13 protein-coding genes are annotated in these 13,746 nt (G+C 65.0%); 3 read left to right on the plus strand and 10 right to left on the minus strand.

Annotated elements, in window-relative coordinates:
- Window positions 1-7 precede the first annotated feature (7 nt).
- From KDK82_RS04000 to KDK82_RS04010, 3 genes are read right to left on the minus strand one after another with little or no spacing between them, the layout of a single operon-like run.
- Complete coding sequence (locus KDK82_RS04000; RefSeq protein WP_013801404.1) at window positions 8-529, minus strand: phage tail protein; 522 nt, start codon at window positions 527-529, stop codon at window positions 8-10.
- A gap of 5 nt (window positions 530-534) precedes the next feature.
- Window positions 535-1,026 (minus strand): phage tail protein, encoded by a 492-nt coding sequence (locus KDK82_RS04005; RefSeq protein WP_013801405.1) that lies wholly within the window; start codon window positions 1,024-1,026, stop codon window positions 535-537.
- Window positions 1,026-1,499: a phage tail protein gene (locus KDK82_RS04010; RefSeq protein WP_088164071.1), complete on the minus strand. Its 474-nt coding sequence runs from the start codon at window positions 1,497-1,499 to the stop codon at window positions 1,026-1,028. Before KDK82_RS04010 ends, KDK82_RS04005 begins: the two co-directional genes overlap by 1 nt.
- Before the next feature lie 142 nt (window positions 1,500-1,641).
- On the opposite strand from KDK82_RS04010, the gene KDK82_RS04015 reads away from it, so the two are divergent.
- Window positions 1,642-2,013 carry a hypothetical protein gene (locus tag KDK82_RS04015; protein WP_071956528.1) on the plus strand — a complete coding sequence of 124 codons (372 nt, stop codon included), beginning with the start codon at window positions 1,642-1,644 and terminating at the stop codon, window positions 2,011-2,013.
- On the opposite strand, the gene KDK82_RS04020 is transcribed toward KDK82_RS04015, so the two are convergent.
- Both KDK82_RS04020 and KDK82_RS04025 read right to left on the minus strand, forming a co-directional pair.
- A complete protein-coding gene (locus KDK82_RS04020) occupies window positions 2,000-2,524 on the minus strand; it encodes a GNAT family N-acetyltransferase (protein ID WP_013801408.1) in 525 nt (174 codons plus the stop codon). The genes KDK82_RS04015 and KDK82_RS04020 overlap by 14 nt on opposite strands.
- The gene (locus KDK82_RS04025) at window positions 2,514-2,867 is read right to left on the minus strand and encodes a hypothetical protein (protein ID WP_088164072.1); all 354 of its coding nucleotides are present in this window, start codon (window positions 2,865-2,867) and stop codon (window positions 2,514-2,516) included. Before KDK82_RS04025 ends, KDK82_RS04020 begins: the two co-directional genes overlap by 11 nt.
- A 178-nt stretch (window positions 2,868-3,045) precedes the next feature.
- Here KDK82_RS04025 and KDK82_RS04030 point away from each other — a divergent pair, with 178 nt between their 5' ends.
- Window positions 3,046-7,506, plus strand: coding sequence for an XrtH-dependent M36 family metallopeptidase (locus tag KDK82_RS04030; RefSeq protein WP_088164073.1), 4,461 nt, complete (start codon window positions 3,046-3,048; stop codon window positions 7,504-7,506).
- A 36-nt stretch (window positions 7,507-7,542) separates the two neighbouring features.
- Here the strand turns inward: KDK82_RS04030 and KDK82_RS04035 are convergent, their stop codons facing one another.
- The 4 genes from KDK82_RS04035 to KDK82_RS04050 are packed head-to-tail and all read right to left on the minus strand — an operon-like array spanning window position 7,543 to window position 11,686.
- Window positions 7,543-8,472, minus strand: a complete 930-nt coding sequence (locus tag KDK82_RS04035) for a dihydrodipicolinate synthase family protein (RefSeq protein ID WP_088164074.1) — start codon at window positions 8,470-8,472, stop codon at window positions 7,543-7,545.
- 11 nt (window positions 8,473-8,483) lie between these two features.
- Window positions 8,484-9,656, minus strand: coding sequence for an L-rhamnonate dehydratase (locus KDK82_RS04040; RefSeq protein WP_088164075.1), 1,173 nt, complete (start codon window positions 9,654-9,656; stop codon window positions 8,484-8,486).
- 28 nt (window positions 9,657-9,684) lie between these two features.
- Complete coding sequence (locus KDK82_RS04045) at window positions 9,685-10,713, minus strand: 4-hydroxythreonine-4-phosphate dehydrogenase PdxA (protein WP_088164076.1); 1,029 nt, start codon at window positions 10,711-10,713, stop codon at window positions 9,685-9,687.
- A 7-nt stretch (window positions 10,714-10,720) separates the two neighbouring features.
- Window positions 10,721-11,686, minus strand: a complete 966-nt coding sequence (locus tag KDK82_RS04050) for a tripartite tricarboxylate transporter substrate binding protein (RefSeq protein ID WP_088164077.1) — start codon at window positions 11,684-11,686, stop codon at window positions 10,721-10,723.
- 115 nt (window positions 11,687-11,801) lie between these two features.
- Between KDK82_RS04050 and KDK82_RS04055 the strand changes: the two genes are divergently transcribed.
- Window positions 11,802-12,758: a LysR family transcriptional regulator gene (locus tag KDK82_RS04055; RefSeq protein WP_088164078.1), complete on the plus strand. Its 957-nt coding sequence runs from the start codon at window positions 11,802-11,804 to the stop codon at window positions 12,756-12,758.
- On the opposite strand, the gene KDK82_RS04060 is transcribed toward KDK82_RS04055, so the two are convergent.
- Window positions 12,755-13,684 (minus strand): LysR family transcriptional regulator, encoded by a 930-nt coding sequence (locus KDK82_RS04060; RefSeq protein ID WP_088164079.1) that lies wholly within the window; start codon window positions 13,682-13,684, stop codon window positions 12,755-12,757. The genes KDK82_RS04055 and KDK82_RS04060 overlap by 4 nt on opposite strands.
- Window positions 13,685-13,746: the final 62 nt, after the last annotated feature.

Here is a 13,746-nt window from a genome sequence, read left to right on the forward strand (position 1 = left end):
GGTGTACTCAGCTCCGTGCGGGGAAGATGCCCTGCAAGGCGATGATGAAGTTCATGACTAGGTAGGGCGGAAGATTGTTGTGTGGCTGGCTGCCGCCCGCAGGTTGAGGGGGAGCCATGGTGACCGCAGAGGTGTTGGAGGCTGGCGCGATGTAGGGGCGCGTCGGTGCGGTGCCCAGGACGGCGCCTGCCGGGCTTGCTACAGCGGGATCCGCAGGCGTGCCCGCTCGGGCCAGATGGCTGTGGACGGGAATTTCCGATGCCTGCAGCGTCACGGTTTCAACACCGCCGGATTCGCCCAGATCGCGCAGTGACAGTCCAGGTCCTTGGCCCGGGTGCATGGGCATGCGGCCCTGCAAGTCGGGAAGCGCGAAGTTGGACTTGCCATCTCCACCATATGCCGTTCCCAGCAGGGAAAACAGCGCCGTGTTCTGAGAAAGCGGTATGAGCTGACCATCGCAAAAGGCCCAGCCCTTGGGTGCGAAGTTGAACCCGCCAAGGCGGATTTCGGCGACGAAGGGATCGGACATGGTCTTCAGGTCTGAGAAGGAAAGAGGCCTTGCATGGCCATGCAAAAGCTCAGTGCCAGATAGGGCGGCATATTGAGGTGTGGCTGGCTGCCGCCCACATTGGCCAACAGGGCGGGCATGGTCGTATTGCCGCTTTGCGCATAGTGGCCGCGCGCCGCTGCAGGCAGGTTGCCGTTGCCCGATGTCGCCTGGCCCGTGGTGCCGGAAGCGGCCATGGCGTGGCTGTGCTGCGGTATCTCTGGCAGGGTCAGGGTATGGGCTTGCTCGCCTGCTCTCTCTCCCAGCGTATGGCCGGCTCCCATGTGCATGGGCATGCGGCCGCGCAGGTCGGGCAGTGCAAAGTTGGTCTGCCCGTTGCCACCGTAGGTCGTGCCCAGCAGCGAGAACAGTGCCTGGTTCTGGTTGATGGGCAGCAATTGCCCATTGCAAAGGGCCCAGCCTTTGGGGGCGAAGTTGAAGGAGAAGACGCGAACCTCTCCGAGAAAAGGGGTAGACATCAGGTGGGTAAGGGATAGATGCCGAACAGCGAGATGATGAAGTTCACGCAAAGATAGGGCGGCATATTGGTATGCGGCTGTGACCCTCCTGCTGAACTCACCATCGATGTAGCCATGTACGTGGCGGGGGCGCCGTTCACAAAGGCCTTGTGATCCCTGTGCTTGGCAAACACTGCGTCGGCGGGCGAGGCCAGAAAGCCGGTGCCGGAGGAAGCGGGAACGCCGTGCGTGTGGGCTGGAATCTGATTGACGGTCAGCGTGACCTCTTCGACTCCAGCGGCCTGGGCCAGCGTGAATTCGTTGCCTACGTGCAGGGGGATGCGGCCACGCATGTCTGGCAGGGCGAACGTGCTTTGGCCATCACCGCCGTATGTCGTGCCGATCAGATTGAAAAGGGTTTCGTATTCAGAGATGGGCAGGAGCTGCCCTTCGCAGAACATCCAGCCTGATGGCGCGAAGTTGCCGGCAAACATCCGGATTTCCCCAACGTAGGGTTGAGCCATGGCAAAGTGGGGTGAAGTTAGAAAACGTTAATAATTGCAAAATAGTTTAGTATGCCAATCTGTTGCGCAGCAAAAATATTTTGCTGCCGTTGCTTTGGCAGGAAGGGCCACGATGAAGACAGGACGCCGTGCTTTCATGCAGGTTGCAGGGGCCTTGCCCGCTGCAGCGGCTGCTTCCAGCATTCCGATGGGCGTCAGCGCTGTGGCCATGGAGTTGCGCCGCAGCCACTTTCAGCCGCTGCTTGGCCACAATTTCTCGGTCGCCGGGGAAGCGGCTGAGTTACGTTTGGTTGCGCTGAGCGCGCTGCCGCACGCTCTGCAGAGTGACCGGTCTTTCAGCGCCCTGTTTGAGTTGTCCCGCCCAGGTGCCTTGCCACAGAACACCTGGGAAATCGCTCACCCGGCTCTGGGACGCCACGCTGTCTTCCTGAGTCCCAGCGACGCGCAAGGCGGTCTGCTGGAAGCCGTGTTCAACCGCGGCTGAGCGCCGCGGTCCTGCGCATGCGCAGGTAGATGCCTTCCTGGTCCTGCTCGACAAAGCCCAAACGCGTATACAGGCGCCGGGCTGGATTGTTGGCTTCCACGAACAGCTGCATGTCGCGCCCTTCTTGATCTGCCCAGCCGGCCAGCCATTGCATGAGGGCCGTGCCCAGTCCCTGGCCTTGAACAGCGGCGTCGAGCGAGATGTCCATCACTCCCAATGGCCCGGGTGCGAGATTGAGGTAGAGCCGGCCTATAGGCAGACCTGCCCTCTCGATCACGAAAAACGCGCTGTGTGCGTAGTGCTTGCGGTAGTGCTGGTCCTGCAAAGCGAACTGCGAATCGCAGAAGGCATGCTTTTCAGCTTCGCTCCAGGGCACGGGCGCCAGTTCGGCAGCGCGTACCTGGCGGTACAGGGCGCGGAGAAAAGCGTAGTCGGCTTCTTCGGCCAGGCGCAGCCGCACATCCTCCAGATTCAGCGGTGGCAGCTCGGGCACGAACGGCTCAGACGGCATGGGAAAAGCAGGCCTCGTAATCGACATGGCCTGCCGACTGCGCAATGGGCGTGATGAAGATGGCGTAGTCACCGAGCTGCGCATGGCGCACGCGGTAAGTGCGCTGCGGCAGCTGCGGCTGGCGCGGACCGCGAAACACCAGGGAGAACTGCCGCATGCCGGGTGTATCGGTCGATGTCTGCGTTGCGCCGAGCACTTGCATATCGATGCCGATGGTGTGCTCGCCTTCGCGCATGAAGAAGCTCACGGTCTGCTGGGCCAGGGCCTGTGCGTCGCTCCATTGCAGGATTCGGGCGTAGAGCGCGTCGTCAATTTCGAAGTTCGCAGAGCTTGGTGCAGTCATTGGTGTAGAGGGGGCATGTCGTTGGCGGCAGCCAGCATAGCCCAGGCTTTCGTTTGCTGGTGGCGGAACCCGCTGCTGTAACTGATTTTGGTGACTTGTTAAAAAGTACGGGTGCATGCAACATCGCGTTCAATAGCCATTGCGGCATTTTCTCCATTCATTTTCGTTTCCCCTTTTTATGCATCAAGCCTTTCGAGTCTTTTCATTGAGTGCGCTTGCCTGTGCGACTTTGTTTGCTTTTCCTCAATCGCATGCGCGGGAACTTGCCTCCATTGATGCCTTGGCGGACGCGCCGTTGCTTGTGCACGCCCAGTCTGCCCGCGCGACTGTTCTGCCTGAGCGAGTGCAAAAGCTCTCACGAGAGGAGCGTCTGGGCTTGCCCACCTTTGTTCAGTTGCGTACGGATCGCACGGATCGCAGTGGCGAGGTACGGGCCCAGGCTGCGGCAGTCGACGCGGAAGGCGCGGCACGGCGTGAACTCAAAGCCGTGGCGGATCTCTACGGTCTGACTTCCCAGGAGGTGGATGCAGCGCCGCTTGGCCATGTGCAGGCTCTGCGGGGAGGTGCACGCTTGGTGAGCCTGGGCAACCAGCGCGATGGCATCGAGGTCTTTCGAGACCAGGCTACCGTCTTGCTCGATGGTCAGGCCCGGGCTGCGGCCATTGGAGGATATCTGGGAAGCACCGCACTGGCGGCGGCCTCGGGCTCGGCCAAGCTGGGCGCACCTGAGGCCGTGGCGAGGGCGTTGCAGGACTATGGTTTTGGGGCCGAGGTGGCGTCCTCGCTGCACGAGGTCGCTCCTCCCGCCAAATCAGAGGTGGGTCCCTACAAGTGGCTGGCGTTGCCGAAGGGGGTGAAGGGGGCGGATGGTGCCGTGCTTGAGGGCCCCGTGCGCGTCAAGCCTGTCTGGTTCCGCCTGCCCCAGGGCCTGAGTGCTGCTTTCTACGTTGAATTGCTGGTGCATGAGCAGGGTGAGGAGTACGGCTTCGCCTATGTGGTGGCTGCCGATGATGGCCGGCTGCTGCTGCGCAACAACCAGTCTGCCCATGCCCACGACTACCGGGTTTGGGCTGACCCTGTCTCGGGTGTGCCGCATCCCGGTCCTCAGGGGCGCAATGGCTCCCCACACCCCACGGGTCTGGCCGATGGCTATGCGCTGCCTCTGGTGCAGCCCAGCCTGGTGAGCGGTGGAGGGGGCGTCAACCCCTGGCTGGCTTCAGGGGCTACGCTGACCGACGGCAACAATGTTCAGGCCTTTGCCAACCTGGTCTTGCCAGATGGCCTCGGTCCCGTGGATGCCAACGAATGCGCCGGAGGTCCTGTTGCGGCGGACTTCCGCGCTTGCGTTACGGCCCCCGGGGTTTTTGACCATTACTACGATGTGACTCGGGGGGCCTTGGCAGACAAGACCCAGGCTGCAGCCTCCGTGGTGCAGTTGTTCTATGTGACCAACTGGCTGCACGATTGGTTTTATTCCGCTGGCTTCAACGAAGCGGCGGGCAATGCGCAGAACGACAACTTTGGGCGAGGTGGCCTGGGTGGCGATGCCCTGCTGGCCCAGGCCCTGGATTTCAGTGGGACGAACAATGCCAACATGCTGACGCGCGCTGATGGCGCGCCGTCCCGCATGCGCATGTATCGGTTCAACAACCGGGGCGTCAGCGCATCGGTACTGCCTCCTTCTTCGTTGGCTGGAGGTGTGTCCGTTGCAGGAGCTGCGTTCGGCCCGGAGCAGTTCGAGGTGGCCTCCGACCTTGTCTCCGCTCAGCCTGCCATTGCGTGCTCGGCGCTCACCAATGCGGCGGAAGTGGCTGGCAAGATTGCGCTGGTTGAGCGTGGTTCCTGCTCCTTCGATGCCAAGGTGGCTCAGGCGCAGAACGCAGGTGCTGTGGGTGTGGCGGTGATCAACAACGTGGCAGGCACGCCATCCCAGATGGGGGCCAACGATTCTTCGCTGAATATCACCATTCCCTCTGTTCATGTTGCACAGTCCGACGGCAATGCATGGAGAGCCCGGCTGACGGCTGGTGAGGTTGTGCCGTTGCGTCTCACGGGCATTGCTGCGGAGCGCAGCAGTGCGCTGGACGGCAGCATCATTGCCCACGAGTGGGGGCACTTCATCAGCAACCGCCTTATCGGCAATGCCAATGGCCTCGGGAGCAACCATGCGTCGGGCTTGGGCGAAGGCTGGGGAGACTTTCATGCCCTGCTGATGATGGTTGCCGACCAGGACCGCAACCAGGCCGGCAATCAACAATTCCAGGGCGCCTACAGCGTCGCCGCGTATTCGCTGGGAGCTGTCGAGGGCCCTGCAGATGCCGACATCCGCAATACGGCACTGTATGGCATGCGCCGCTATCCGTACTCCACGGACATGGCCAGGAACCCGTTGACGTTCAGGCATATACAGAATGGCATCTCTCTGCCTCCCAGCCCGGCGCCAGCCTTTGTGTCTGGCAATGCCGAGGTTCACAACATGGGGGAGGTATGGGCCTCCATGCTTTGGGAATGCTATGTGGCCCTGCTCAATGCCCATCCATTTCAAGAGGCCCAGGATCGCATGAAGCGCTACCTGGTCTCCGGCTACAAGCTCACCCCTGTCAATCCGCTGCTGACCGAGGCGCGCGATGCACTGCTGGCTGCCGCTTTGGCCGAGGATCCTGCCGATCACCAGCGCTTTGCCCAGGCCTTTGCCAAGCGCGGAGCAGGCACCTGGGCCCGGTCCATGGCCGATCGCTATTCAGAAACCAATGTGGGCGTGGTTGAAAGCTTCAGCCTCAGTGGTGCCTTGGAGCTCGATGCCATGGCCTTGAGCATGGCCGATGCCAACAGCCAGCGCTGCGATGCCGACGCCATCCTCGACAACGGCGAAACCGGTGTGCTTCGCCTTACCTTGCGCAATCGCGGCGCTTTGCCGGTGACAGGGGCACAGTTGCAGTTGTCGTCCAGCATGCCGGGACTGTCATTTCCTGACGGTGCAGCAGTCGCCGTGCCTGGCATTGGTGCAGGGCAGAGCCTGGTGGTCACGGCAAGTTTGAAGCTCGACGGCCTGTTGGTGCCCGCCAATGCACGCATCACGGCCATGCTCAGCCATGCGGAGCAGGAAAACGGCCCGGTGCAGCAGCAATTGGATCTGCCTCTGAATATCGATGTGTTGCCGGGGCGACTGGCATCGGACGATGGGCAGGCTGTTCCCAGTGTCATGCAGATGGGCAGCAGCCTGCCTGTGTTTGCAGACAACTGGAGAGTGCGCGCCGATGGCGCCTCCAACCGTCTCTACGGCGGCGGATCCCCCGAAGCGGCTGGCTCGCACTGGTTGATGACGCCACCGCTGCAGGTTGCCGCCACAGGCAACTTCATCGTGTCGTTCAATCACCGCTATCGTTTTGAGCAGGATGGCCAAAACAACTACGACGGCGGGCAATTGATGCTTTCCGCGGACGACGGTGCGACATGGGCTCGCATCATGACTCCCGGCTATTCGGATTTGCTCTATGTGGGTTCCGGCAATCCTGCAGAAGGCCAGCCCGCCTATGTCGGCCAAAGTCCGCACTGGCCTGCGGCGGAAAGCGAACAGGTGAATCTGGGTCCCCTCTATGCCGGGCGGACTGTTCGGCTGGCCTGGGTCATCCAGACCGACATGGGGGGAGGCGAGGAAGGCTGGGAGGTTGACGACATCGTCATCTCGGGAATTTCCAACACGCCGTTTCCCGAAACCGTTGCCGACGCCCAGACCTGCGCTGCGCCAGGCGTACTGAGCACGGCAGCGGGCACGCCTCAATCGGCGCCTGTAGGGGCAGCATTCGGGCAGAGCTTGCGTGTCCGCTTGTTGGGCGCGGGTGGCGCGGCACTCGCGGGACGTCCTGTGAGCTTCACTGCGCCCGGGGCCGGTGCTTCGGCAAGCTTTGCCGGCGGGCGGGTGCAGACGCAGGTCAGCACCGATGCCAACGGCTATGCGGAGACTGCAGTCACTGCCAACGGCTTGATGGGCGACTATGCGGTGACTGCTACGGCAGCTGGTGGTTCGGCCAGCTTCACCCTGCGCAATACGGTTGCGCCAGTTGGCACGGGTGGGTTGGCGGGTGGTGGCGGGCTCTTGTCCGTCAGTGGTCCTTCGCCCAGCGGTGCGGGCACGGTGACGGTCACGGTTCAGTCGGCCGCACAGGCCTTGCCCGCGCATGCCTATTTCTCACAGGCCGGATTCAACACCACAATCGACGCTGGCGTGCCGCTACTGGCAGGCCGCAGCTTCCCTTTCGGGCTGGTGAGCTTTGTGCTTGAGAACGTGGGTGCGGGCAACTCCGTGCGCATGCGCCTCGACTATCCGTCTGCCGTGCCGGCCGGCGCAACCTACTGGAAATATGGCCGCAGCACCCCTGCGGGGGTGTTGCACTGGTACCAAATCCCGATTGTTGCCACCGGTTCATCCTGGGTGGAAATCGATCTCATTGACGGTGGTCAGGGCGATAGCGACGGCTTGAAGGACGGCCGTATCACCGACCCGGGCGGCTTGGCCATCCTGGCCGCACCTGTGGCGCCCGCGGGTGCCGCACCGATTCCCTTGCTTTCGCCTTGGTCACTCGGTTTGCTGGTCCTGTGCATGGCCTGGCTAGGCGGGCGGCGCAGACGGCGCGGATGAGGCCGGTTGCGCGCGATTCTTGGGCCATCAACTCCCTCAGTGCCCCCAGCGCAGCACCAGCGGATCGAGCCGCCGTGCAATGTCCAGCAACTGGCGGCGCACCTCGGGGTGCATGGGCGGCCAGGGCGCGCGCGGCGCGTCGCAGGCGATCACGCCGCCGGCCTTCATCAGCGCCTTGGCGGCCAGGAAGCCGGCCTGGCGGTTTTCGTGGTTGATCAGGGGCAGCCAGCGCTGGTAGAGGGCGAATGCGGTGTCGGGGTCGCCGTTTCTGTGCGCTTCGATGATGGGGCGTATGCCGTCGGCAAAGCCGCCGCCCGTCATGGAGTCCGTGGCGCCGGCCTCCAGGTCGGCCAGCAGGGTGATGGCTTCTTCGCCATCCCAGGGGCCTTCGATGGCGTCGCCGCCCAGGGCGATGAGTTCGCGCAGCTTGCCGGCGGCGCCTGCGGTTTCCATCTTGAAGTAGCAGACCTGCTCGATCTCGCGGGCCATGCGCGCGAGGAAGGCGGGAGACAGCGGCGTGCCTGCGGCCGGCGCGTCCTGGACCATGATGGGAATGGCGATGGCATCGGACACGGCCTGGAAGAAGCCCTGGATCTGGGGCTCGCCGAAGCGGAAGGTGGCGCCATGGTAGGGCGGCATGACCATCACCATGGCCGCGCCCATGTCCTGCGCGCGGCGGCTTCGCTCGGCGCACACGCGCGATGAGGTGTGCGTGGTGGTGACGATCACGGGCACGCGGCCCGCCACATGCTCGAGCGCCGTGCGCGTGAGGACCTCGCGCTCGTCATCGGCCAGCAGGAACTGCTCGGAGAAGTTGGCCAGGATGCACAGGCCATCCACGCCCGAGTCGATCATGAAATCCAGGCAGCGCCTCTGGCTGGCCAGGTCCAGCGTGCCGTCCTCGTGGAAGGTGGTGGGGACCACGGGGAAGATGCCGCTGTAGCGCGGACGAGAAATTCCGGGCATGGCGTGCTCCCTCATTCGACGATGCGGAACTGGTCCAGGTACTCGGTCTTGAGCGTGAGGCCCAGGCCCGGCATATCGTCCCTGAGCTGCAGGAAGCCGTTCTCGGCCACGGGCTCGCCGTCGAAGATGTACCAGAACAGCTCGTTGCCCACCTCCACGTCGAAGATGGGGAAGTACTCGGCCATGGGCGAGGCCAGCGTGCTCATGGTCAGGTGGTAGTTGTGCATCTGGCCCGCATGCGGGATGACGGGCACGCTGAACGCCTCGCACAGCGCGTTGATCTTGTGCGCCGCCGTGATGCCGCCCACGCGGTTGGTGTCGTACTGCACGACGCTGACGGCCTTTTTGTCGAGCAGTTGCTTGAAGCCGTAGAGGCTGAACTCGTGCTCGCCGCCCGAGATCGGAATGCTGCTGAGCCGGTTGAGTTCGGCGTAGCCGTCGATGTCGTCGGCGATCACGGGCTCCTCCAGCCAGCGCGGCTCGAACTTCTCCAGCTTGGGCAGCATGCGCCTGGCGTACTCCAGATTCCAGCCCATGTAGCACTCCAGCATCAGGTCGCAGTCGTAGCCTATGACTTCGCGCACGGCCTCGACCGAGCGCAGGTTCTCGCGCACGCCTTCCTGCAGATGGGCCGGGCCGTAGCCGAAGCGCATCTTGAAGGCCTTGAAGCCCTGGTCCAGGAATTTTTGCGCCTCTTCCTGCATGGCCTTGAGGTCGGTGCGGTAGAGCTTGCTGTAGTAGCAGGGAATCCTTTCCTTGGTGCGCCCGCCCAGCAGCTTGAACACAGGCTTGTTCACGCTCTTGCCCAGGATGTCCCAGATGGCCAGGTCCACGGCCGAGATGGCGGCCATGGTCACGCCCTTGCGGCCCCAGGCGTGCGTGGCGCGGTACATGCGCTGCCACAGGTACTCGTAGTCCCACGGGTCGTGGCCGATGACCAGGGGCGCCAGGTACTCGTCGATGATGGCCTTGGCGATGCGCGGCGCCAGCGCCACGTTGCCCAGGCCGACGATGCCGTCGTCGGTCTCGATCTCCACCACCGTCCAGGAATGGAAGCGGAAGGTGGACATGGTCTCCTGCGGCGCATAGAGCAGGTCCATGGCGTTGGAGCAGAAGTTGCCCTGGGGCGGCACGGTCTTGCCTTGCCATTCGTAGACGCGGGCGCGGACGGATTTGATTTTCATGATGGTGATGGCGAGGGAGTGAAGTCAGTCAGCAAAGGCGCGCGGCGCCCATGCGGCAGGCGATCAAAAAGGCCTGCCAGGTGGCCTCCACGCTGGCCCGGCCCTGGCCCGCGATGTCATAGGCCGTGCCGTGGGCCGGCGTGGTGATGGGGATCGGCAGGCCGCCCTGCACGGTCACGCCGCGCGAGAAGCCCAGCAGCTTGATGGCGATCTGGCCCTGGTCGTGGTACATGGTCACGATGGCCTGGTACTCGCCCGCCTGGGCCTTCAGGAAGATGGTGTCGGCCGGGAAGGGTCCGTGGAACGGATCGGGCGTGGGCCAGTCGCGGGCCTGCAGCGCGCGCACGGCCGGCGCGATGATGTCGATTTCCTCGCGCCCGCAGGTGCCGCCATCGCCGTTGTGCGGGTTGAAGCCCGCAATCGCCACCTTGGGGGCCGCCATGCCGCTGGCCAGCAGCGCGCGGTAGATCAGCTCGGCCGCCTGGGCGATGCGCTCCTGGCTCAGATAGCCGGCCACGTCCCTGAGCGGCACATGCGAGGAAATGCGCGAGGTCCACAGATCGCCCAGCGTGTTGAATTCGCAGAAATAGCCGGTGACGCCCAGGTACTCGGCAAAGTGGTGCAGCTCGTCCTCATGGCGCAGGCCGCCCAGCTTCATGGCCTGCTTGTTGAGCGGCGCAAAGCAGATGGCGTCGATCTGGCCGGCCTGGGCCGCGTCCATGCACAGGTCCAGCACCTGCAGCACCGAGCGCCCGCCTGCGGCTTCGGCACGGCCCTGGTGCACGGCATCGGGGGCCACCGTGTCCAGGGCCAGGAAGGCGGGCAGGGCGGTATCGGTGCGGCCCCGTGCATGGGCCATGCTGGCGATGGGCGCGGTGACCACCTGCAGGCCCGCGATGCGCTGGCCCTGCTGCCACAGCCAGGGGTCGCCGGCCAGCACGATGTTGGCCTTTTGCATGGCCTCGGGCCGCGCCAGCAGGCGTGCGATCAGTTCGGCGCCTATGCCGGCGGGATCGCCCAGGGTCAGGGCGACAACGGGAAGTTCGGATGCGGGCATGTGCGGCTCAGTCGATCTTGATGTGGTTCTTGCGGATGATTTCGCCGAAGCGCTGGTACTCGGCGTTGTGCAAGGCGATGAACTCCGCCTGGCCCATGGGCTGCAGCTCGGCGCCCACGGCCTCCAGGCGCGTGCGCGTCTCGGGCATGGCCAGCACCTTGTTGACCTCGTCGTGCACCCGGGCCTGCACGGCGCGGGGTGTGGCCGCTGGCATGTAGATGCCGTACCAGGCGCCTATCTCCACGCCAGGCAGGCCGGCCTCGGCCAGCGTGGGCACCTGGGGCAGCTGGGCGTTGCGCCGGGCCGATGTCACGCCCAGGGCGCGCAGCTTGCCGGCCTTGATCTGGCCGATCACCGAAGGCATGGTGTCAAAGCTCATCTGCACCTGGCCGCTGACCAGATCCACCAGGGCGGCGGCGCTGCCCTTGTAGGGCACGTGGGTCAGTTCGATGCCGGCCGCGTCCTTGAACATCTCGGCCGCGATGTGCTGGGTGCTGCCCGTGCCGCTGCTGGCGAAGTTGATCCTGCCGGGCTCCTTGCGGGCCAGGGCGACCAGTTCCTGCACCGAGTTCGCGGGCAGGTTGTTGCCCACCACCAGCACGTTGGGCACTGCGCCCACATAGGCCACGGGCACCAGGTCGCGGTTGCTGTCGTAGCCCAGCTTGAGCAGGTGCGGGGCAATGGCATGGGCCGTGACCACGCCCATCACCATGGTGTGCCCGTCCGTGGACTTGGCCGTCATGTCCACGGCCAGGGTGTTGGAGACGCCGGGGCGGTTTTCCACGATCACCGGCTGGCGCAGCAGCGGCGCCAGCCGGTCGGCCACGGCGCGTGCCATGGCATCCGTGCCGCCGCCCGGGGCCGAGCCCACAAGCATGCGCACAGGCCGCGTGGGCCAGTCCGGCGGGGTTTGGGCCAGGGCGATGGCGGGCAGCAGGGCAGCTGCGGCCAGCAGCAGGGGGCGGCGTTGCATGTCTTGTCTCCGGTGCTTTTGTTGTGGACCCATGCTAGGCAGATGATTGATTGCCGTAAACTGAAAGTTGCTGATGAATCAATAACCTTAGGTAATCAATTCACGGGATATTCCTATGGGCTCCATCGACCGCAGGGACAGCACGCCGCAACTGCTCAACCGCCTGCGCATGCGGCAGGTGGCGCTGATGCTGGCCATCGACCAGAAGGGCACGCTGCGCGGCGCCGCAGCCGAGCTGGGACTGAGCCAGCCGGCCGCCACCAAGATGCTGCATGAGCTGGAAAGCGCGCTGGGCCTGCCCCTGTTCGACCGCGTGGGGCGCGGCCTGCAGCTGAACGCGGCGGGCGAGCGCGTGACAGGCTACTTCCGCCACCTGCGCGGCGGCATGGAGGCGCTGAACCGCGAGCTGCAGGAACTGCGCGAAGGCAGCGCGGGGCGGCTGGCCGTGGGCAGCATCATGGCGGCCTCGCCGGGGCGGCTGACACAGGCGCTGCTGGCGCTCAAGCGCCAGTGGCCGCTGCTGTCCATCGAGGTGGCCGTGGACACCAGCGACCGGCTGCTGGCGCAGTTGCAGGACGGCGTGCTGGAGGTGGTGGTGGGCCGGCAGACCGGGCAGGCCGATCCCGCCCATCTGTTCCGCACCATTGATGACGAGGCCCTGTCCATCATCGTGGGCTGCAGCCATCCGCTGGCGCGTGCCCGCAGCGTGGGCTTTGCGCAGCTGCAGGCCCATGGCTGGGTGCTGCAGCCGTCCGGCAGCCCCATGCGCGCGCTGATCGATCAAGAGTTCCAGGCCCACGGCCTGCCGCTGCCGCGCGGCCTGATCGAGACGGGCTCCATCCTCACCACCATGAACCTGGTGCGCAACTCCGACCTGATCGCCGTGATTCCGCAGGCCGTGGCCCGGGACAGCGCCGCGCACGGCATGGTCCGCATCCTGCCCTATCGCATGCGCCGCAACCTGCAGGCCTACGGCAGCCTGGTGCGACGCGACCGGCCGCTGAGCCAGGCGGCCGCCAGCTTTCTGGCGCTGCTGCATGGGCAGGAGCCTCCGCCGGCATCCGCGCCCTAGCCGATGTACCGCGTCAGATGCGGGCTGACCCGCTTGCAGTAGCTCTTGCAGACGCGGCGCAGCACCTGGGCAGTGTCGGTGACGCCGGGCGACGGGCTCTTGGGGTACCAGGTGGTGATGCGAAAGGAGGGCGGCGTGGGCAGCTCCAGCTCCACCAGCTCCCCGCTTTCGAGCTGCGGCGCCACCAGCATGCCGTGCATGATGGCGACGCCCAGGCCCTCGCGCACCAGCGAGACCAGGGCCGCCAGCGAGGGCGATCCCGAGATGCGCAGATCGCTGGAGACCATGCCGCTTTGCACGGCCAGCTGCTGTGCCATGGCCACGGCCTGCTCGTAGGGACCGGTGCCGCGCATCTGGGTCAGCAATTGCTTGCCCAGCGCCTTGTGCAGACCATCCTTCCTGGGCACCAGGCCCCGCCTGGCAATCCAGTGCACGGGCACTTCCAGCAGGTTCTCGACCACGGCGAACTGGGGGTCCACGCCGCTGCCGGTGCGCACGATCAGGTCCAGGTCGCGCCGCATCATCTGCTCCGACAGGTGGGTGCTCAGATCCACGGTCAGGTCCAGCTCGATGTGCGGCAGGCTGGCGCCCATCGCCTTGACGAATTCGGGCAGGAAGGTGTGTACCGCCGTCTCCAGCACGCCGACCCGCAGGCGGCAGCCGATGGCGTCGTCGGACCTGGCGGCACGCTCCAGGGTGCGTGTGGCTTCGATGACGGCTTCCGCATGCCGCAGCAAGCGGGCGCCGGCATCGGTGATCTGCAGCGTCTTGCGGTCCCAGTGGAACAGGGTCACGCCCAGGTCCGACTCCAGCCCGCGTATGCGCATGGAGACGGCGCCGGGGCTGGCATGCACCAGTTCGGCCACGCGGCGCACGCTGCCGATGCGTGCCAGCAGCACAAAGGTTTCCAGAAAGCGGATGTTCATGGGGAGGCTGCGCGGGCTGCGGTGGCTGTTCAGTTTTCCTGGGGGAGGCTGCGCACAATTCC

The organism is Delftia sp. K82 (assembly GCF_002193035.1).
GTDB lineage: Bacteria > Pseudomonadota > Gammaproteobacteria > Burkholderiales > Burkholderiaceae_C > Comamonas > Comamonas acidovorans.